The sequence below is a fragment of the Pseudomonas chlororaphis subsp. piscium genome (assembly GCF_003850345.1).
GTDB lineage: Bacteria > Pseudomonadota > Gammaproteobacteria > Pseudomonadales > Pseudomonadaceae > Aquipseudomonas > Aquipseudomonas piscium.
Map to the genome: position 1 here is coordinate 2,840,870 of NZ_CP027707.1, position 19,200 is coordinate 2,860,069.

Here is a 19,200-nt window from a genome sequence, read left to right on the forward strand (position 1 = left end):
CCTGCAACGAAGGCTTCGATTCCAGGGCAGGCGCAGCATCGGACGATTCACCTGCGGTTGCCTGTGCGGCAATACCCCTGCGCTATCAAGGCTGTTCGCAATGGATATATCCACGCATCGGCGTTCGGCTATCGTCACCCTATATGACTCGATCGCGCAGCCGCTGTGCTTTTGCGTTGACGCTATGTTGGCCGCTGCTGCGATTCACACAGAGCTCTCAAACGCGAGGACATCACGATGAGCGCCCATAAAGCTGTCGCTGTTTCACTGGCCTTGCTCAGCGCGGCCTTCCTGGCCTCTGCCGCTCTGGCCGAGGGCACAGGGTTGATTGCCGCCACCCCGGCCGAACTGAAATGGACACCCGCGCCCGCGGTAGGGCCCGGCGTGATGATGTCGGTGATCGAAGGCGACCTGAAAAAACCAGAGCCTTTCACGCTGCGCCTGATGCTGCCGGCCAACACGAAAGTCGGGGTGCATACCCACCCTGTGACCGAGCGTGTCACCGTGATCTCGGGCACCTTCTACTTCGCCACCGGCGACAGCTTCGATGCGGCCAAGGCCAAGGCCTATCACCCGGGCGACACCCTGATCATTCCCGTCGGCATGCCGATGTACGCCGCCACCCGCAAACAGGAAGCCGTGCTCCAGCTGCACGGCACGGGGCCCTGGGGGATCACCTATCTGAACCCGGCGGACGACCCCAGGAACAGCAAAAAATAGGCAATGGCTGGAATAAACATCAGGCTGGGTTTGCTCTGAAATGTGTCAGGTCAGGACCTGACACATATCCCTCTTGATTGTTAACAGGCTACGGATTTTGCACCCTGGATATACTCTTCAACGAAGTTGTTGGCCGAGTGAACCCTTACGCCTTTGAGCTTCTTGAGTGGTGGGTTTTCCCAGTGCTCAGATGCGGTGATGGGATAGACGGGGAGTATGGAAACGCCCTGAGGCGGGTCAGCAACGAAGTCGAAGTCTTGAATCCCGTCTTTCGGGAAGTCGATGTAAAACCGCGGTTGCAATCTTGGGTTGGTCCAGCCCGGAGAGCCCACCAGGCCATGGGCCAATATATGCAGCTGTGGTGGGTTGGACTTGAGCAGTGACAGGTGAATGTCCAAAACTTTCAATATGCTAGCCATCTTCGATCTCCTTTCGATGAGTGCGCCTCTTTATCACCTCGGCGCTCGGGTGTAGAACCCTCTAGCTGAAAGCCTGATGTGTTTCAGAATGTCCCTTGGCAGGCAAGAAGTGTCACTTGCACTTCCTGGATGGTTCTCTCCTTGAGTACCGGGAGGAACGAGTAGGCGAACACGCTACTGTTCGAGAAGGAGTACGGCTTGGACAGTGAACTCAGGCCAGTTAAAACCGGTTCGGCTGCTGTTGGATAGACCCTAGTAAAGGAGCCCGCGGGCTGCCAGGCCCGATCATCGGATACCGGAGATGGCAGGGCGCCTGCTCTCGCAAGCGTTTCGCCAGGAGGCAACCGTGGGGCTTGCTAAACCAGGGGAGGCTCGATGCGCTGATATTTTATTGAAAAGAAAACCGACTCTGCTTATCTCTCATCCAGGGCACGATATTTCGCGCTCGCCATCAATCGCCGTCAAAGTTCCTCGAAGGTACCTCCATGCTGCTCGCCCGCTGGCTGCCAGGCTTGGCCAATCTCTTGCAATACCGCCGCGAATGGTTCAGGTACGACCTGCAGGCCGGGTTGTCGGTGGCGGCCGTGCAGATCCCGATTGCCATCGCCTACGCGCAGATCGTCGGGCTGCCGCCCCAGTACGGCTTGTATGCCTGCGTCTTGCCGATGATGGTCTATGCCCTGGTGGGCAGTTCGCGGCAGCTGATGGTCGGGCCGGATGCAGCCACCTGCGCCATGGTCGCCGGCGCGATCGCTCCCCTGGCGCTGGGCGATCCTGCGCGCCTGGCGCAGTTGGCCGTGATCGTCACGGTGCTGGTCGGCCTGATGCTGATCGGCGCCGGTATTGCCCGGGCGGGGTTCATTGCCAGCTTTTTCTCGCGGCCCATCCTGATCGGCTATCTGAACGGCATCGGCTTGAGCCTGCTGGCCGGGCAACTGGGCAAGGTGCTGGGCTACAAAATCGAAGGCGAGGGTTTCATTCTCAGCCTGTTGAACATGCTGCAGCGGCTGGGCGAAACCCATTTGCCGACCCTGGCCATCGGGGTAGGCGCCCTGGCGCTGCTGATCTGGTTGCCGCGGCGCTTCGCCAGGCTGCCCGCGGCGCTGGTGACGGTGGCCATCGCCACCCTGTGCGTCGGGGTGCTGGGCCTGGATAGCCGCGGGGTTTCCGTACTGGGCCCGATCCCTTCGGGCATGCCGCAGTTGAGCTGGCCGCAGACCAACCTGGCCGAACTGAAAAGCCTGCTGCGCGACGCGCTGGGTATCGCCACGGTGAGTTTTTGCAGTGCGATGCTGACCGCCCGCAGCTTCGCCGCCCGCAACGGCTACACGATCAACGCCAACCATGAGTTCCTGGCGCTGGGCGTGTCCAATATCGCCGCCGGGGTCTCCAGCGGTTTCGCCATCAGCGGCGCCGATTCGCGCACGGCGGTCAACAGCATGGTGGGGGGCAAGAGCCAGTTGGTGGGGATTATCGCGGCCCTGGTGATTGCCCTGATCCTGCTGTTCTTCACCGCGCCCATGGCCTGGATCCCCCAGGCGGCGCTGGGGGCGGTGCTGTTGATGGCGGGCTGGGGTCTGATCGACATCCAGGCGATGCGGGTCATCCGCAAGCTCAGCCGTTTCGAGTTCTGGCTGTGCGTGCTGACCACCCTGGGGGTGATTGGCGTGGGCGTGCTGCCGGGCATCATCGTCGCGGTGCTGCTGGCGATCCTGCGGCTGCTCAAAAGCATCTATCAGCCCACCGATGCGGTGCTGGGCTGGGTGCGCGGGATCGAAGGCCAGGTCGATATCAGCCAATACCCGCAGGCGCGCACGCTGGCGGGGCTGGTGGTGTATCGCTTCGATGACGCGATCCTGTTTTTCAACGCCGACTACTTCAAGGCGCGCCTGCTGGAAGCGGTCGAGCGCGAGCCCGAGCCCCGTGCCGTGCTGTTCGTCGCCGAAGCGGTGACCTCGATCGACGTCAGCGGCATCGTGGCCTTGAGGGAGGTGCGCGACACCCTGCTGGCCCGGGGCATAGTCCTGGCTATTGCCCGGCCGCACGGGACATTCCTGCGGATGCTGGTGCGTTCGGGCCTGGCGCGCGAGCTGGAGCAGAGATTGTTGTTCGCCTCGGTGCGCGCCGGCATTCGTGCTTATCGGGTCTGGCGCAATCAGTTGCAGCGTGAGGCGCAGAAAGAACCAGGCCGGGCCGGCGCCGCGCAACAGCCGTCCCATGACTGACCGCGGCCTTGGCTGGCCACCACCCACGCTTGACCCAAGAGGAGGTGCGGCATGGAACGATTCACTGGCGGTTGCCTGTGCGGCAAGGTGCGGATCGTCGCGGCGGGGCGCCCGTATCGGGTTGGCCTGTGTCACTGTCTCGACTGCCGCAAGCACCATGGCGCGCTGTTCCATGCCTCGGCGATATTCCCCGAAAGCGCGGTGACCATCGAGGGCGAAACCCGCGACTACGCCGGGCGGTTTTTCTGCCCCTGCTGCGGCTCGTCGGTGTTTGCCCGCAGCGCCGACGAAATCGAAGTGAACCTGGGCGCCCTGGACGCTCCCGATCAACTCAAGCCCACCTACGAAAGCTGGACTATTCGGCGCGAGTCCTGGTTGCCGGCGTTTCCGCTGGGCAGGCACTACGAGCGCGATCGTGATGCCAGCAGTCGTTTCGAGGAATAGCGGGCGCCCCGTTTATGAATAGGGCGTTTGCGGCGCCACCCCACGCGGGCGTTTCGCCAGGAGCTTGCGGGCGGTCTCGACGAAGGGCGTGACGATCAGGCTGTAGACCGTCAGGTAACGCTGCGGGTCCGGTTCCCCGGTGCCAAAGCGCAGCGGCTCGGGCGTCGAGCGGGTGACGTAGAGCGTGCCGAACATCCAGTCCCACAGGGACAGGTTGGTGCCGAAGTTGCGGTTGAAGTGGCGGGGCGCGTCACTGTGATGGATCTGGTGCTGGGCCGGGCTGTTCAGCACATGCTCCAGCAGCGGGCCGAACGACAGCCAGACATGGCTGTGCCGCAGGTTGGCCGCCAGGCTGTTGAAGATGAACACCAGGTAGGTCACGCCGAACAGGGTGTAGCGGCTGATCTCGCCGCCGCAGGCGTACCAGAAGCCACCGGCGTAGAGGCCCAGGCACAGGCTGATGCTCAGTTTCTCGACGATCTTTTCCACGAAGTGCACCCGGCTCGCCGTCGCCGGGACCAGCACCGGCGCCGAGTGATGGACCTTGTGGAATTCCCACAGCCAGCGCGAGTGAAAGGCCCGGTGCGCCCAGTAATGGATGAAGTCCTTGAGCAGGAACACTCCCAGCCCGTAGAGCAGCGACAACCCCAGGTTCTGCCCCAGGCGCGGGCGCTCGCCCCAGAGGTTGCTGAAAAACGCCAGGTAGTCCCCGGAGCGCAGGATGTAAGGGTCGACCAGGTGGACGATGGGCAGCACCAGCGCGACCTTGAGGATGGCGCGCACGAAGTAGTAGCGGTAATCCAGCAGCGCCGAGGGATGCAGGTGCACCCGGCCGCCGCCGATGAAGTGCCAGAACGAGCGGGCGTGGCCCAGGCCGCGGCGCTTTCTGAAGCGGAACAGGCCATAGGCGACGCCGTAGGACAGGCACAGGAACAACAGCCCGAGGCGGCCGTTCAGATTGAAAATGCCGAGAAACTGCTGGGTAATGGGGGCGATCACCCAGTCGATCAGGTGCTTATAGACAAGCGACAGAGCATCCACGAAACGCCAGCCTCAGGCAAAGGAACGGCATTGTAAATCAGTTCGGTTTGGCCGGGGATTGCCCCAGGCAGGTTCTTTTCCGCTTGGAAGTTGTCACTGATCCTGGGGTAGGCTGGCCGCTCGCTGTACCCCATGGGAGGTGCCTGGCTTATGAGCGTATCAAGGGAATCCGCAAACCTGTCGCTGCAACCTCGGGTCGGCGCGGGCTGCATCCGTGCGCGGGGCGCCGAGGGTGCGGTACTGCAGTCGGCGTCGCTGTTCGACGGCCTGGTGACCATCGATCATCGTCGCTGGGCCTGCCGCGAGGCAGAGCTCAGCTGGACCGCGCCGCAGCACGTGGTGATCCTCACCGAGCGCGGGGCCACGGCCAGGACCCACATCCGCAGCAGTTCGACGCTCAATTACGAGGGCTGCGACCGCCCCGGTTCGATCAGCTTCGTGCCGGCCGGCGTCGAGCGTCAGGGCTATTTTCGCGATGCCGACCTGATCTACACCGCCCTGTGGATCGACACGGCCCTGGATTTCCCAGGCTGCCCGCAATTGGCCGAGCTGCCCATGCGCCTCAACAGCGGCGATGGGGTGATCCACTCGCTGCTCGCCGCCCTCAGTGCCGAGATGGTCAGTGGGCAGGTCCTGGAAGCCAGCTATATAGAGCATCTGGTGGCGCTGGTGGGGCTGCGTTTGGGGCGGGTCGATATCGGCAGCGCTGGCAACGGGCGCCTGGGGCCGCAGTTGCTCAAGCGCTTGAGCGACTACATCGATGCGCGCATCGACGGCAGCCTCTCGCTGACCGAACTGGCGCGGATCGCTGGCATGCCTGTCGACACCTTCGCCCGTCACTTCAAGGCGGAAACCGGCATGGCACCCTATGCCTACGTGATCGAGCGCCGGGTGCGCCGCGCCGAAAGCCTGCTGCGGGCCGGCAGCATGCCGATCAGCGCCATGGCCCTGGAGCTGGGGTTCTCCAGCCAGAGCCACTTCACCTCGACCTTCAGGCGCATCACCGGGACCACCCCGAATACCTACCGCCAGCAGGCTTCCAGAATCCTGACAAGCTCGTCCTGATACCTGAAAGAACGGCGCCACGCCCTTGGCGATACTCGCGTCCAGCCGTTCATTTCAGGAGAGCACCATGGAAGACCTGGATTCACCGCGTCCGTCGCGCCGCGCGCTCCTGCAAGCCGGGGCCGCCGCCAGCCTGCTGTGGGTGGGCGGCGGCAGGGCCCAGCTCCAGTCTCAGCCCCCATCCGCCCCAGCGCTATCCACCCCGGCTCAGCCATTGCCGTCCCAGGCGATCACCCTGCGCATCAACGCCAACGACCAGATGCTGGACCTCGACCCACGCACCACGCTGCTCGACGCACTGCGTCATCAACTGGGCATGACCGGCTCGAAGAAGGGCTGCGATCACGGCCAGTGCGGCGCCTGCACGGTGCTGGTGAATGGCCGCCGGATCAACGCCTGCCTGAGCCTGGCGGTCATGCATGACGGCGACGAGATCACCACCATCGAGGGGCTGGCCAATGGCGACCTGCTGCACCCCCTGCAAGCCGCCTTTATCGCCCGCGACGCCTTCCAGTGCGGCTACTGCACGCCGGGGCAGATCTGCTCGGCAGTGGGCATGCTCCAGGAGGTGCGCGCCGGCTGGCCCAGCCATGTCACCGATGACCTGCAGACCCAGCCCGTCGCCCTGAGCGACGCGGAGATCCGCGAACGCATGAGCGGCAACCTGTGCCGCTGCGCTGCCTATCCGAATATCGTCGCCGCCATCCGCGACGCCGCCGAGGAGGCCTGAACCCATGCTGCCTTTCAGTTATGAGCGCGCGAGCGACGTACAGCAGGCCGTCAGCCTGATGGCCGCGCAGCCGCAGGCGCGTTTTATCGCCGGCGGTACCAACCTGATCGACTTGATGAAGCTGGGCATAGAGCGGCCCAGCCACCTGATCGATATCAGCCGCTTGCCCCTGGCGGCGATCGAGGACAGTGCCGATGGCGGCCTGCGCATCGGCGGCCAGGTGCGCAACAGCGACCTGGCCGCCGACAGCCGTGTCCGCGAGCGCTACCCATTGCTGTCCCAGGCGTTGCTGGCCGGTGCCTCGGGGCAGATCCGCAACAAGGCCTCGGCCGCGGGCAACCTGCTGCAACGCACACGCTGCCCGTACTTTTACGACCCGGGCATGGCCTGCAACAAGCGCGTGCCCGGCAGCGGTTGTTCGGCCTTGCAGGGGCACAACCGTATGCACGCGATTCTTGGCGCCAGCGAGTCGTGCATCGCGGTGCACTCCTCGGATATGGCGGTGGCCATGGTCGCCCTGGAGGCGCGGGTGGAAACGGTCCTGCCCGACGGCAAGCGCCGTTCCCTGGCCCTGGATCAGCTGTACCGCCTGCCCGGGACCACGCCCGAGATCGAAACTCAGCTGGTCCATGGCGAGATGATCGAGGCCATCACGCTGCCGCCACCACCCCCGGGCCGGCAGCTGTATCGCAAGGTGCGGGATCGCTCCTCCTATGCCGTCGCCCTGGTTGCCGTGGCGCTGGTGATTGAAGTCCGCGCGGGGCAGGTCCGTACGGCCTGCATCGCCCTGGGCGGCGTCGCTCCCAAACCCTGGCGGGCCACGGCGGCGGAGCAGGCGCTGCTCGGCCAGCCGTCCGCTATGACGGTTTACCAGCACACCGCCGACATCGCCCTGGCCGGCGCGCGCGGGCAGGGCGGCAACGATTTCAAGATTCCCCTGGCCAAACGCACCCTGCGCCAGTTGCTGACCAGCGCGACCCAAGAGCGAGCATCGGCATGAGCACATCAGGACCCACCCCATCCGCCGCCAACGGCCCCATCGGCCAACCGCTGGACCGGGTCGATGGCCGGCTGAAAGTCACCGGCCGCGCGACCTACGCTTACGAGCAGCGGGAAATGGGCGACACCGCCTATGGCTACATCCTCGGGGCGACCATCGCCCGGGGCCGCATCAGCGCGATCGACACCCGCGAGGCCGAACGGACGCCGGGCGTGCTCTATGTCATGACCCACCGCAACGCCCCCGCCCAGGTGGCATTCGGCCCCGCGGTGACACCGACCACGGCCGAGGTGTTCAGCCGATCGCGCCCGGTGTTGGCGACCGATGCTGTGCGTTATTACGACGAGCCGGTGGCGCTGGTGGTCGCTGCATCCTTCGAGGCCGCGCGAGCGGCGGCGCGCCTGATTCGCGTGAGCTACACCCCCGAGCAAGGCGACTTCGAGCTCGCTTCACGCCTGGCCCAGGCCTACATCCCGCCGCGGACCAACGCCGGTCTCCAGACCGACAGTGCCGTCGGCGATTTCGAGTCGGGGTTCGCCAATGCCCCGGTCAAGCTCGACAGCACCTACAGCACCCCGTACCAGAGCCACGTGGCGATGGAGCCCCATGCGTCCATCGCGGTGTGGTCCGGGGACGACCTGACCCTCTATACCTCGGCGCAAACCCTGGCGAACTTCCGCGGCGGCCTGGCCAATACCCTGGGCATCGAGCCGGCGCGGGTGCGCATTGTCAGCCCTTATATCGGCGGCGGCTTCGGCTCCAAGCTGATCATTCATCCCGACGCGGTGCTGGCGGCGCTCGCCGCCCGGGTGCTCAAGCGCCCGGTGAAGGTGGCCCTGACCCGCCAGCAGATGTTTGCCAACGCAGGTTATCGCCCGGCCATGCAGCATCGGGTGCGGCTGGCGGCGGACCGCAGCGGCCAGCTGACGGCCCTGGGGCATGACGTCTGGTCGAGCACCTCGCGCTTTGAAGAGTTCTGCGAGCAGACCGCGGTGTTTGCCCGTTCGCTGTATGCCGCGCCGAACCGCCTGACCCGCCATCGGCTGGTACCGGTCGACCTCAATCGCGGCGAGTGGATGCGCTCGCCGGGCGAGGCGCCGGGCATGCTCGCCTTCGAAAGCGCCATGGACGAGCTGGCCGAACGCCTGGGCCTGGACCCCATCGAATTGCGGGTGCGCAATGAGCCGGAAGTGGACCCCGAGTTGGGTGTGCCCTTCGCCTCGCGCAATCTGCTGGACTGCATGCGCACCGGCGCCGAGCGCTTCGGCTGGAGCCGCCGCAAGCCCAAGCCCGGCAGCCTGCGCGAGGGCCGCAAGCTGATCGGCATGGGCATGGCCGCGGCGATCCGGCCCAACTACCTGGGGCTGTCCAGGGCCCTGGTGAGCCTGGGCCCGACCGGGCGAGTGCTGGTGCGCCTGGACATGACCGATATCGGCACCGGCACCTACACCATCCTGACCCAGGTTGCGGCCCAAAGCCTGGGGGTGCCGATGTCGGCGGTGCAGGTGCAGCTGGGTGACAGCCGCTTTCCGCAGACCTCGGGCTCTGGCGGTTCCTGGGGGGCGGCCAGTTCCTGCTCGGCGGTGGAGGCCGCCTGCCAGGCCCTGAAGCAGCGGATCATCCAGGCTGCCGGCGCGCCTTACAACCAAGCAGAGGTGCGCTTCGCCGACGGCCGTATCAGCACCGGCGAGCGCTCGGAACGCCTTAGCGACCTGCTGCTGCGGGTGGCGCCCGCGGGGTTGCAGGCCGAAGGCAGCGTCGGGCCGATGGGGGAGGACTACAAGCAGTTTTCCCAGCATTCCAATGGCGCGCATTTCGCCGAAGTCGCGGTGGACATCGACACCGGCGAAGTCCGTCTGCGGCGCATGCTCGCGGTGATCGGCGCCGGACGCATCCTCAACCCCAAGACCGCGCGCTCGCAGATCCTCGGCGGCATGACCTGGGGCGTCGGCGCGGCGCTGATGGAACAGACCCTGCTTGACACCCGCCACGGGCATTTCGTCAACCATGACCTGGCCGAGTACCTGGTGCCGGTCAACGGCGATATCGCGGCGATGGATGTGCTGTTTCTCGAAGAACCCGATACCAAGGCCAACCCCCTGGGCGTCAAGGGCCTGGGCGAATTGGGTGTGTGCGGGGTCGGGGCGGCCTTGGCCAATGCCGTCTACAACGCCAGCGGCATCCGGGTGCGCGAGTTTCCGCTGACCCTGGACAAGCTGCTGCCGGGGCTTGCCGCCATCGAGGACTGAGCGAATCCTGCATCGACAAAAAATCTCGACGGCCTGCGCTGGATTGGGCAGGCTTGTGGGTCTGCGGCAGCCCGGTGGGTTGCTGTGGAACTCAAGCCATCAGCCGACGGACGCCTCCATGAACCTTGCCACCCTGATGCTTTTCCTCCCGGCCTGTTTCGCCCTGAACATGGCGCCAGGGCCGAACAATCTGTTGTCGATTCGCAATGCCACCACCTATGGCTTCCGCGCCTCCTGCCTGGCGGGAGTAGGGCGGCTGGCCGCCTTCGCGGTGATGATCGCCCTGGCGGCGGCCGGGCTGGCGGTGGTGCTGCAGGCTTCGGAACTGCTGTTCCATGGGATCAAGATTCTGGGGGCTGGCTACCTGCTGTACCTGGCGTACCAGCTGTGGACCGCGGATACCCAGGTCGAGTCCGAGAAAAAGACCGCGCCACTGGGCCTGCTGTCCTTGGCCCGGCAGGAGTTTTTGGTGGCCATCGGAAATCCGAAAGCAATCCTTATCTTCACCGCCTTCCTGCCGCAGTTCGTCGACCCTCAGGCACCGGTGTCCGCCCAGTTCCTGGTGCTGGGCGTGCTGTTTCTGATCCTGGAGTGGATTGCCATCAGCGCCTACGCCTACATGGGCCTGCACATGCGCCGCTGGTTTGCCGAGCCACGGGGCAAGAAGATCTTCAACCGCTGCTGTGCGGTGCTGTTGTCGGGGGCTGCTTCGGTGCTGTTGTTGGCGCGGCGGGCGTGAGTTTGTCGGTAAGCATTGCTCTGTCTCGCGTCAGGCCCGTCCGAGTAGTGCTCAGCTGTTTTGGTTTAAGGCAAGTGGCAATAAGCAGGAAATCTCATGGCCCAATTCTCAATTTTTAGCGGACTGGTATTGGTGGGCTATTCAGCGCTTGAGTATGGCGATCCCCCCATGGGTGTTGCTTTCGGCCAGTTTGAGCCCGCTGATGGGTATGCCGTTATCAAGAGCGAGTGCTGCACGAATCATCGCGATCAGTCAGCTCTCGACCTTTCTGTTCAGACTGAAGCGGGTGTGGTGATTCCATGTGTGGGGGTGGGCATTCTGGACTACTCGGAAGAGCTTGTGCCGCCTTGCATTGAGATAAACATTCTGGGCATACAGCACCCATTGTACGGTGAGTTGTTTCCTCAACACGTCACTATGTACGAGCGCAATTTAGCTAGGGAGTAACCAGGCCATTGTCAGTTAGGGGGCAGAAGCAACCAGGGTGAAGGAGAGAGATAGTGATGGCGGGCTCCCATGACGTTCACCGCCAATATATGTTCTTGGACGCGGCAGGGAGAGCGGAGATCTGAATGGCCATGGGTAGGTTAGTGAGGGAGAAATGAGCAACGCGTTCAGCTACGTTTGGTTGTTGCCACTGCTTGAAAAGCCATATGAAGCGGTAGCACTCGATTTGCCTGGTGCTATAGGGGCCCTACGAATCAAACGAGCGCTACCAACCGAGATAGCCTTGCGACAGTTGCTGGTCACGGCCTTGGAGTCCCATTCCGAGTACTGGGCGGGGCTGGCTCTTCAATGGTTGGAACAGGGGGTTCCCCAAGATCCCAAACTGACTGAACTCCTGATGCATTGCTCCGAGAGCAGAACCCTGTCTCAATCCGACCGCCACAAAGCTCGCAGGCTTGCCAGTCGCGCACAGAACTGAGTGTTTAATGCTGTAGCAAAGGGCTGCTTCCGGTTGAATCCACAGTCGATAGCTGCCGTTTGCGATGGGCTGCTCTCAGCCGGAAGCACGGAAGATGACTAAACGCATGAACCGGCTATCGACCCTGCCCGCAATGATGGCAAGATGACTCCTCTTGGAGAAAGTAGCATTCGGCGCGAGGCGAAGCCGGATGTCATGCGCATAGGGATAAGGAATATGGCTTCGATTCAGGTGGATGGTGAGGACAAGACCGCAAAGATCAGCGACTGGGCGATTCGCTGGAGCGACAAGTACGAAGCCCTGGAACTGACCTGTCACTACCCCTCCAAGACAAAACACACCCACCCGCTCAGTAACTGCCAAGTTCTGCCCACCCGCGAGCTGACCAATGTATTGCTGCACAAGCCCGGCAGCACGATCGTCAAGCCCATTGCCAAAGCTACGATTTACGGTGACCGATATGCCGTCGTGCACTACTCGGGCGGCAAAAAACCCTACGTCTACAAGATGGACGGTATCGGCTTTACCGCCCCGACATCGATGAAGGAAACGCCGGTCTTCCGCTATTTCACTATCGTGGCGAATGCCCGACAGGATCACGCTGAGTCGAAGACTGATCGTGAAATTGCCGACAATGTGGTGCGCCAGCTCGGAAAACTGCCCGCCATCGCTGGCACTGCCTTGCAAGCCTATTGTACGGGGCGCAACGGCACGCTGGCGCCGGGTCGGGGGCTCATCTATCCGTTCGGGCTTAACGAGAGTCAGCTTCAGGCGGTCGAGCGGGCGTTCAGCGCGCAAATCAGCGTGATCGAAGGCCCGCCAGGGACCGGCAAGACCCAGACGATCCTCAACATCCTCGCCAATATTCTGTTACGTGGGCAGACGGTAGCGGTGCTGTCCAACAACAATGCTGCCGTGGAAAACGTCTACGAAAAGCTGGAGAAATACGGCCTGGGCCACTTGGTCGCCAAGCTTGGCAACCAGGACAAACGTGAGGCCTTCTTCGCCGACCTGCCTGCGTGGCCATCAAGCGCGCCCGAGCCGGCACCGTCCCTAGATGAGATCCAGGCCTTGCTGACCCGCTTGAAGCAGCACCTGCAAGACCACAACAGGGCGGCACAACTGCAAATCGAGCTGGACGAGCTGGTCATCGAGCGGCGCTACCTGCAGCAGTGGCAGGCAGAAAGCGATGTACAGGCCACAGGCTCGCTCGACAAGTACGGCCTGACACCGCGCAAGACTGCGGACCTCATGGCCTACCTGGCTTACCTCGGCGAGCAGCGCATTCATCTCAAAGACCGCATCGAGCTACTGTTCAAATTCAGAATCTTTCGCACCAAGCCATTCGCCGAGGGCGAGGCGCGCATGGCCGTTTTCCATGCATTGCAGATGCATTACTACGACAAGTCGCTACGGGACAAGGAAGCGGAGCTGCGGGCGTGCCGTGAATCGTTGGCACGCGCGAATTTCACGGCACTGCTGAAAGAACTGACAACAGCATCGATGCACCATCTGAAGCAGCATCTGCAACTTCAGGTACCGCCGTCGGACAGCTTCGATGCCAAAACTTACCGCAATCATTTCGATGCCTTCGTGCAGCGTTTCCCTATCCTGGGAAGCGGCACGCACTCCATCGTCAATTCGATCGCCCCCGGCGCGATCCTCGACTACGTGATCATCGACGAAGCCTCTCTACAGGATATCGTGCCAGGCATCCTGCCTCTGGGCTGCGCGAAGAACCTGATCGTCGTTGGCGACAACCGCCAGTTGGCACACATCCCCGTGAAGCTGGGACTGCAGGCGCCCACCGAGGCCTACGATTGCGAACGCTACAGCCTACTCGATTCGTGTATCAGCGTTTTCCAGGACGCGCTGCCCAGAACCCTGCTGAAAGAACATTACCGCTGCCACCCCAGGATCATCCAGTTCTGCAACCAGCAGTTCTACGACAACGCACTGGTGCCTATGACCGAGGACAAGGGCGAAGCCCCCCTGCGCCTGGTGGTGACAGCCAAGGGCAACCACGCCAGGAAGAACACCAACCTTCGGGAATTGGACTCCCTGCTGAAGGTGCTTGAGGACGAGGGGCAGCCCGTCGGAATGGACGGCGAAGGTCGCGGTTACATCGCCCCGTTCCGGGCGCAAGTCAACCTTTCCGACACGCACTTGCCGACGGATTTCGTCAAGGACACCGTGCACAAGTTTCAGGGGCGCGAATGCGACGAGATCGTCTTCTCCACCGTGCTGGACAAGAAGCGCTACAACCAGGCGCGAACACGCCTGGATTTCGTCGACGACCCACGCATGATCAACGTGGCAGTTTCGCGGGCCAAACATCGCTTCACCCTGGTGACTGGCGATGAGGTGTTCACTGACAACAATGGCCACATCGCCGCGCTGATCCGCTACATCAGCTATTACGCGCAGGACGAGCAGATCGTACGCGCGCCGGTGGTGTCGGCATTCGACTTGCTGTACCGCGAGTACGACCAGTCTCTGGCACGCTTGGACGCCCGCCTGCGGCCCGAGGATTCACGCTACAAGTCGGAGCAGATCGTGGCACAGTTGCTGCGCGAAGCGCTGTCAGCCCCGGCGTGCCAGGCATTGAAGTACCACACACAGATCCAGCTGGATAAGCTTGCATCGCCGGGTAGCCTCGACTGGACGGAGCCCCAGCGGGCGTTCATGAGGCGCGCCAGTTGCGATTTCGTGATCTATTTCAAAGTGGGCAAGAAACCGATAGGGGTGATCGAGGTCGATGGCGGGTACCACGACCGGCCCGTGCAGGCAGCTCGGGACGCCATGAAAAATGAGATTTTGGCTAGAAGTGGCATTCCTATTCTGCGGCTGCGGACAGTTGAGAGTGACATTGAGCGGAGAGTTGGCGACTTTATCGGGCAGTGGGCTAGTCCTACGCATGGCGCATAAGCACTGGGTCAGAGGCCGTCAGTCGCTGATGGTAGCAATCGACCCAAAGCGGTCAAATCACTAAACGCATGTTCCACCGACAAAGAATGGGATTCGCTGAATTTCCGCCTCGCTCATTACTCGCCAATCATTTGGCAAAATACCGTACTCGAACTCGGCGCTTTCTAGTGCCTCATCCAATCCCAGCATCAAGTGGTCGCCTTCAATTTGGAGTTTTCCGTAGTCATTAAAGCGTATCTCCAGATACACCAGGCCATCGTCTTCGGCCTTCAGGCCGAAAAGCACGATAGCGGTAACGTCAGGCCGGAAATCGCTGATTTTCCTTACATAAGCCAATAGGTGACTTGTGGGCTGGGGCATGGCGTCGGCCGCATCTATTGATGGTGGGTTATGGCATTTTATATGACTGCTCCTTGGCGTCGGCTCAGCACAACCTCTCGCGCACAGCCATCAACACCGCTTCGATGTGCCAGGTTTCGACGCCGATGGCGACTGCTTCGCCGGCATCAAGCACTAACTCGATTTGGGTGGTTATGCCTTGTTCGAGAAGCAGTCGCTGCGCGTCTTCAAGAAGCCTGCGTTTACCTGTGAGCCAAAGTCGTTGTATGCCAGTCAGCAACGCAAGGGTTTGCGGGTAGGTGCACTGCAGTTTTCGACGCAAATTGACCAGCGCCGGTTTGTCGCCTCGGTCAATTGCCGGGGTCAGTACATACTGGTTGCCCGACGCTGCCTCCAGGTCGTATTTGTCTTGCAGATACTCATCGACACTCATGCAACTGACGACCGTCTCACGCTCGCCCGTAATGACGTTGATCAAGTTCGCGTTAACACCGACGTAGCAGAATTCCGTCATGCCGTGGACGACGTAATCCTCACTGTTACTGCGAATAACCCAGTAATCACCGTTGGCGGAAAGCTCACATGACTGAATGACAAAACGCTCAGGTTTGCCATCTCTCATGACGCCGTCAAACAGGCCAAGCACGATTTCGCAGGCCTGCTCTGCGGTTAGCACGGCGTTTGATCTCTGTCACGCTTTGCCAAAGCCAAACAATGAACGCAGCCAGCCTGCCGACTTCCGTTCATAGAAGGGGGCGGTTTGCTTTAGGAAGTAATCGCTAAGGCCTGACTCCCCTTCGTGAACGCGATAGAGGTCAACGGGTTCACCATCCGGAGCAGTATCCCCGGCAACGTTACCGGCTTCGCGCATGACCAGTTCAATATCTCCGTCCGCTTCAATACCAATGATCAGATGAGGCTTTTGATCAGACGATGCGTCATGCATCAACGCAAGAAACGCACGCTTTACGTTGCGATGTTTGGCGAGTAATTGTGTGAGCGAATTGACCATCTTCGACGGATATTGCGACGGCTGTCCGAGCAGCACTTTGGTGTCTTTTTCGACCGTGCGCTGCACTGGCTTTTGGCCGATCTCGTCGGAGAGCAGATGGCGCACTTCCTCCGGGAAAAACTCTTTCCCGTAAGGAGACTTTGGATTGAGGAAAAGAGGGGTACCCAGTGTGATTTCAAACAGCGATCTGGCCGGGATCTCTATGTAGGACTCTTCGCTATCTATGGATCTTTGTAGTGTTTGCAACGAAGAAAAAAACGGGATGACAGCGGAGCCGTCAGGCTTCTGCCAATGCGCGATGCTGATGTTGCTACCAGCCTCGAGGTTGACTTGACCTTCGCCAGTGCCGGCAGTGCCAAGGACGTAGATCGTGGAATTCAACAGAGTCTTGAAAAAGTCAGGTCGATGGGCCGGTTCATCCGCCGCCAGCCTGAGTGATTTTTCGAGGGTGTTTTCTTGCTTGGTATCCATGATGTCCATCGGCAGTTCCATCAAAACAGACAAAAAGTGAGCGGCAAAGAGCGCGCAGTTTTTCACGCAGCTGTGAAAACAGGAAGAACAGGAGGCTAATAAATCTGAAGCATACGGAGAGTCACCCTGAACGGGTTTCCAAGGAGAGCTCCTCCATATCAGTGGTGGAATGAAGTGCGGTTCGCTGCGAAGGGCTGCTTCTGGCCGATTGCTGTCTTTCGCGGATGTCCCCTTTGGGTCCAGAGCGTGTAAAAATCTCCCGAGAGTTAATCTTGAAGAATGGACGTGCTGTCCGCGCAGATGAGTCAGTCAGGTACCAACGCAAGCACAGGGATATCGAGTGGTTACATCAACGGGCGAACTGGCGATACGTCAAATCTCAGCGCTTCCTCCGGAAATCCTGGTACTGGAAGCGGAGGCAACTGCAGAAGGTTTCAGGTTCCTCACGCGCTTGGTTGCGGATTGGAAAAACGGCTCCAATCGATTCGATCAACCAGGTGAATGCCTTTTGGGAGCCTTGCGCAATGGGCAACTGATTGCCATCGGTGGTCTTTCATATGATCCATATGCCGGGCCGGACATCGGCAGGCTGCGGAGGGTATACGTCGCGCGTGCAGCAAGGGGACAGAATGTGGGTAAGGCCCTGGTGCAGCAGCTTTTGGCCTATGCGGCTCAGCGATTTCGTGTCGTGCGCCTATCCACGGATACACCCGAGGGCGCAGAATTTTACCTTCGCTGCGGGTTCCGACCGATACAAGATGATTTTGCTACTCATGTGAAGTCGTTAGTCGATGCCACCTAAAACACCATTAAGGACTATGCATGCCGCTGATCTCGCAACGTGTCGAGTTAGCACGCAACGGAGCTAACGATAAAGTGATTTGCCGAATGGCCTCAGGTTGGGCGGTCATGGGCGATGTGCAATTTCTACCTGGTTACTGCCTGTTGTTGCCCGACCCCGTCGTTCCGAGCCTGAACGATCTGGATGCCGAGGCCAGAACCACCTACCTGCTCGATATGGCCCGCATGGGTGACGCCGTTTTACAGGCAACCGGGGCCCTTCGTATGAACTATGAAATTCTAGGGAATTCGGAGCCAGAACTGCATTGCCATATCTTTCCGCGCTACTCCTCTGAGCCCGAACAGAATCGCAAGATGCCCGTATGGTTTTATGACTGGAAAACAGCGATTCCCTACGCAGAGGAAACCCATGGGGATTTGCGTAAAAGAATTGCCCGGTTACTGGATGCATCGAGACAGGATGCCTGAGTGCACTTGGACAATGCCCGAAACGGGCCGCGCTTTTAGTGAGCCCATGAGCGACCCGTTGCTTGTCAGTGGCCGATGCCTGCTTTCAGCCTTGGGCCGAAAGCAACCACTCAACCGATAGTGAAATCAAGCTGGACTCGCAACGCACCAAGTATCAGCCCCGATCCCAGCCCATCAATGGAACGGAAAGATGTAGTTCATCCAGGCCGCCATGCGCAGGAGGATCTTGCGCATGATCGCCACATGGTGGAAGTGCTGGCTGTAGAGCGCCGCCTGGCCATAGGCGCCGCCGGGCATGAGTTTGGCGTAGGGGAGGTAGTCCGGGTCGGTGATTTCGATGACCACCGGCACCCGCCCCGGTGGCGGTGAGCCGGTGTAGCTGATCAGGGTGCCGGAAGGCTGTATCTGTCCTTCGCCGATCACCGTGATGACATTCTTGACCTGGCCCTTGAATACCTTGCCGGGGATGCCGTCGAACGCCACTTCCGCCTCGTCCCCAGGGACCAGGCGCAGCAGGCTGTTCTGGCGCATCCAGGCCGCGAAATACTGGCCCTCGTCCGGAACGAACACCATCGACGGGCGCAGCGGCAGCTTGCTTGCCATCATCCCCGGGCGCAGCGACACATGGGTGACGAAACCTTTGCTCGGGGCGCGGACCACGGTGTTGTCCAGTTCGAACTGGGCGTTGTCGATCTGTGCCTGCAGGTCGTCCACCTTGGCAATCGCGGCTTCCTGCTCGCGGCGGGTGCCGAAGTTGCGCTTGATCAACTCGTTGATCCGGTACAGGTCGCCCCGCGCCGCCACCTGCTGGGCCTTGAGGGACTTGAGCCGGTTCTCGAACGGCTCGGGGTCGATGCGAAACAGCACGTCGCCTGGCTCCAGCATCTTGTTGCCTTGCACCGGCACCTCGATCACCTTGCCGGTGACCACCGGGATCACCGGCACCGAGACGAAGTAGGAGCGCGCCACTTCCGAATAGGGGTGGTTGTAGTTCATCAGGAAAATCAGTGCGCCGATCAACACCACGCCGCCCAGCACGGCGGTGGGCACCGTCCATTTGTTCAGCGGGATACGGAATATCTTGAAGATGGCCACGCAGATGGCGCTGTAGGTCAGGATCAGTAACAGGTCCATGGGTCACATCTTCCTTTCCGGGCGGGCCCCGGCCTGGGATTGTCCCTCCAGGCGCTCGACCCGCTGGCGCAGCTCGGCCAGCTCTTGCGCCAGGCTCTGTTCGCCCTGCGGCTGCGGCTTGCCGGTGGCAAACCCCCAACCTCGATCCTCGCGGTACAACATGGCCCAGATCCACAGGAACGGCCACAGGGCATGGAGGGTGAACAGGCTGACCCAGCCGGCCGCGTGAATCGCGTCCTGGTGTGGATGGTTCCGATGGACGGCAATTTCGTAGGGAATATCGTGCAGGACGATGATTCCGTAGAACAGGACTATCCCGGCGAAGATAAGAATGCCCAGCGCAATCTGATCGAGCATGATTCGCCTCCCGGAAGCCTTCAGCTCGCACGCAACCGCTTATGAAGCACCTTGGTCAGCCACGGCCATCCGACAGTCTTATGGCACGGGCCTTACGCAATCCATACTAGTTCAAGTTCGTTCATCTGCCTGG

The 19,200-nt window shown here is 61.4% G+C and carries 19 protein-coding genes; 12 read left to right on the plus strand and 7 right to left on the minus strand.

Translation table 11 applies throughout. From position 1 onward, the window contains the following. Nucleotides 1-237: 237 nt before the first annotated feature. Nucleotides 238-720, plus strand: coding sequence for a cupin domain-containing protein (locus C4K38_RS13245; RefSeq protein ID WP_025809327.1), 483 nt, complete (start codon nucleotides 238-240; stop codon nucleotides 718-720). Nucleotides 721-800: 80 nt separating this feature from the next. Here C4K38_RS13245 and C4K38_RS13250 read toward each other — a convergent pair whose 3' ends face one another. Continuing rightward, a complete protein-coding gene (locus C4K38_RS13250; protein WP_053278762.1) occupies nucleotides 801-1,139 on the minus strand; it encodes a hypothetical protein in 339 nt (112 codons plus the stop codon). A 485-nt stretch (nucleotides 1,140-1,624) separates the two neighbouring features. Between C4K38_RS13250 and C4K38_RS13255 the strand changes: the two genes are divergently transcribed. Then, on the plus strand, nucleotides 1,625-3,364 hold the full coding sequence (locus C4K38_RS13255; protein WP_053278763.1) for a SulP family inorganic anion transporter: 1,740 nt from the start codon (nucleotides 1,625-1,627) through the stop codon (nucleotides 3,362-3,364). Between the two features lie 51 nt (nucleotides 3,365-3,415). After that, the gene (locus tag C4K38_RS13260; RefSeq protein WP_053278764.1) at nucleotides 3,416-3,808 is read left to right on the plus strand and encodes a GFA family protein; all 393 of its coding nucleotides are present in this window, start codon (nucleotides 3,416-3,418) and stop codon (nucleotides 3,806-3,808) included. A gap of 12 nt (nucleotides 3,809-3,820) precedes the next feature. On the opposite strand, the gene C4K38_RS13265 is transcribed toward C4K38_RS13260, so the two are convergent. Further along, nucleotides 3,821-4,849 (minus strand): sterol desaturase family protein, encoded by a 1,029-nt coding sequence (locus C4K38_RS13265; protein WP_053278765.1) that lies wholly within the window; start codon nucleotides 4,847-4,849, stop codon nucleotides 3,821-3,823. A gap of 150 nt (nucleotides 4,850-4,999) precedes the next feature. Between C4K38_RS13265 and C4K38_RS13270 the strand changes: the two genes are divergently transcribed. The 7 genes from C4K38_RS13270 to C4K38_RS13300 all read left to right on the plus strand — a co-directional run bounded on the left by C4K38_RS13270 (nucleotide 5,000) and on the right by C4K38_RS13300 (nucleotide 14,485). Continuing rightward, entirely contained in the window at nucleotides 5,000-5,914 is a 915-nt protein-coding gene (locus tag C4K38_RS13270) for a helix-turn-helix domain-containing protein (protein ID WP_053278766.1), read from the plus strand. Nucleotides 5,915-5,981: 67 nt separating this feature from the next. Next, entirely contained in the window at nucleotides 5,982-6,644 is a 663-nt protein-coding gene (locus C4K38_RS13275; RefSeq protein ID WP_053278767.1) for a 2Fe-2S iron-sulfur cluster-binding protein, read from the plus strand. A 4-nt stretch (nucleotides 6,645-6,648) separates the two neighbouring features. Beyond that, nucleotides 6,649-7,644: an FAD binding domain-containing protein gene (locus C4K38_RS13280; protein WP_053278768.1), complete on the plus strand. Its 996-nt coding sequence runs from the start codon at nucleotides 6,649-6,651 to the stop codon at nucleotides 7,642-7,644. Then, the gene (locus tag C4K38_RS13285) at nucleotides 7,641-9,893 is read left to right on the plus strand and encodes a xanthine dehydrogenase family protein molybdopterin-binding subunit (protein WP_053278769.1); all 2,253 of its coding nucleotides are present in this window, start codon (nucleotides 7,641-7,643) and stop codon (nucleotides 9,891-9,893) included. Before C4K38_RS13280 ends, C4K38_RS13285 begins: the two co-directional genes overlap by 4 nt. A 118-nt stretch (nucleotides 9,894-10,011) precedes the next feature. After that, nucleotides 10,012-10,632, plus strand: coding sequence for a LysE family translocator (locus C4K38_RS13290; protein ID WP_053278770.1), 621 nt, complete (start codon nucleotides 10,012-10,014; stop codon nucleotides 10,630-10,632). A gap of 96 nt (nucleotides 10,633-10,728) precedes the next feature. Then, the gene (locus tag C4K38_RS13295; RefSeq protein WP_231998549.1) at nucleotides 10,729-11,079 is read left to right on the plus strand and encodes a hypothetical protein; all 351 of its coding nucleotides are present in this window, start codon (nucleotides 10,729-10,731) and stop codon (nucleotides 11,077-11,079) included. Between the two features lie 694 nt (nucleotides 11,080-11,773). Further along, nucleotides 11,774-14,485, plus strand: a complete 2,712-nt coding sequence (locus tag C4K38_RS13300; protein ID WP_053278772.1) for an AAA domain-containing protein — start codon at nucleotides 11,774-11,776, stop codon at nucleotides 14,483-14,485. Between the two features lie 60 nt (nucleotides 14,486-14,545). Here C4K38_RS13300 and C4K38_RS13305 read toward each other — a convergent pair whose 3' ends face one another. The 3 genes from C4K38_RS13305 to sseB all read right to left on the minus strand — a co-directional run bounded on the left by C4K38_RS13305 (nucleotide 14,546) and on the right by sseB (nucleotide 16,316). Further along, complete coding sequence (locus C4K38_RS13305) at nucleotides 14,546-14,845, minus strand: hypothetical protein (protein ID WP_053278773.1); 300 nt, start codon at nucleotides 14,843-14,845, stop codon at nucleotides 14,546-14,548. Nucleotides 14,846-14,909: 64 nt separating this feature from the next. After that, on the minus strand, nucleotides 14,910-15,500 hold the full coding sequence (locus C4K38_RS13310; protein ID WP_053278774.1) for a hypothetical protein: 591 nt from the start codon (nucleotides 15,498-15,500) through the stop codon (nucleotides 14,910-14,912). 15 nt (nucleotides 15,501-15,515) lie between these two features. Then, nucleotides 15,516-16,316: an enhanced serine sensitivity protein SseB gene (sseB, locus tag C4K38_RS13315; RefSeq protein ID WP_081001491.1), complete on the minus strand. Its 801-nt coding sequence runs from the start codon at nucleotides 16,314-16,316 to the stop codon at nucleotides 15,516-15,518. Nucleotides 16,317-16,647: 331 nt separating this feature from the next. Between sseB and C4K38_RS13320 the strand changes: the two genes are divergently transcribed. Then, complete coding sequence (locus C4K38_RS13320) at nucleotides 16,648-17,109, plus strand: GNAT family N-acetyltransferase (RefSeq protein WP_081001492.1); 462 nt, start codon at nucleotides 16,648-16,650, stop codon at nucleotides 17,107-17,109. A gap of 20 nt (nucleotides 17,110-17,129) precedes the next feature. Further along, the gene (locus C4K38_RS13325; RefSeq protein WP_053278775.1) at nucleotides 17,130-17,576 is read left to right on the plus strand and encodes an HIT family protein; all 447 of its coding nucleotides are present in this window, start codon (nucleotides 17,130-17,132) and stop codon (nucleotides 17,574-17,576) included. 174 nt (nucleotides 17,577-17,750) lie between these two features. Here the strand turns inward: C4K38_RS13325 and C4K38_RS13330 are convergent, their stop codons facing one another. After that, entirely contained in the window at nucleotides 17,751-18,710 is a 960-nt protein-coding gene (locus C4K38_RS13330; RefSeq protein WP_053278776.1) for an HlyD family secretion protein, read from the minus strand. A gap of 3 nt (nucleotides 18,711-18,713) precedes the next feature. Then, entirely contained in the window at nucleotides 18,714-19,067 is a 354-nt protein-coding gene (locus tag C4K38_RS13335; RefSeq protein ID WP_053278777.1) for a DUF3302 domain-containing protein, read from the minus strand. Nucleotides 19,068-19,200: the final 133 nt, after the last annotated feature.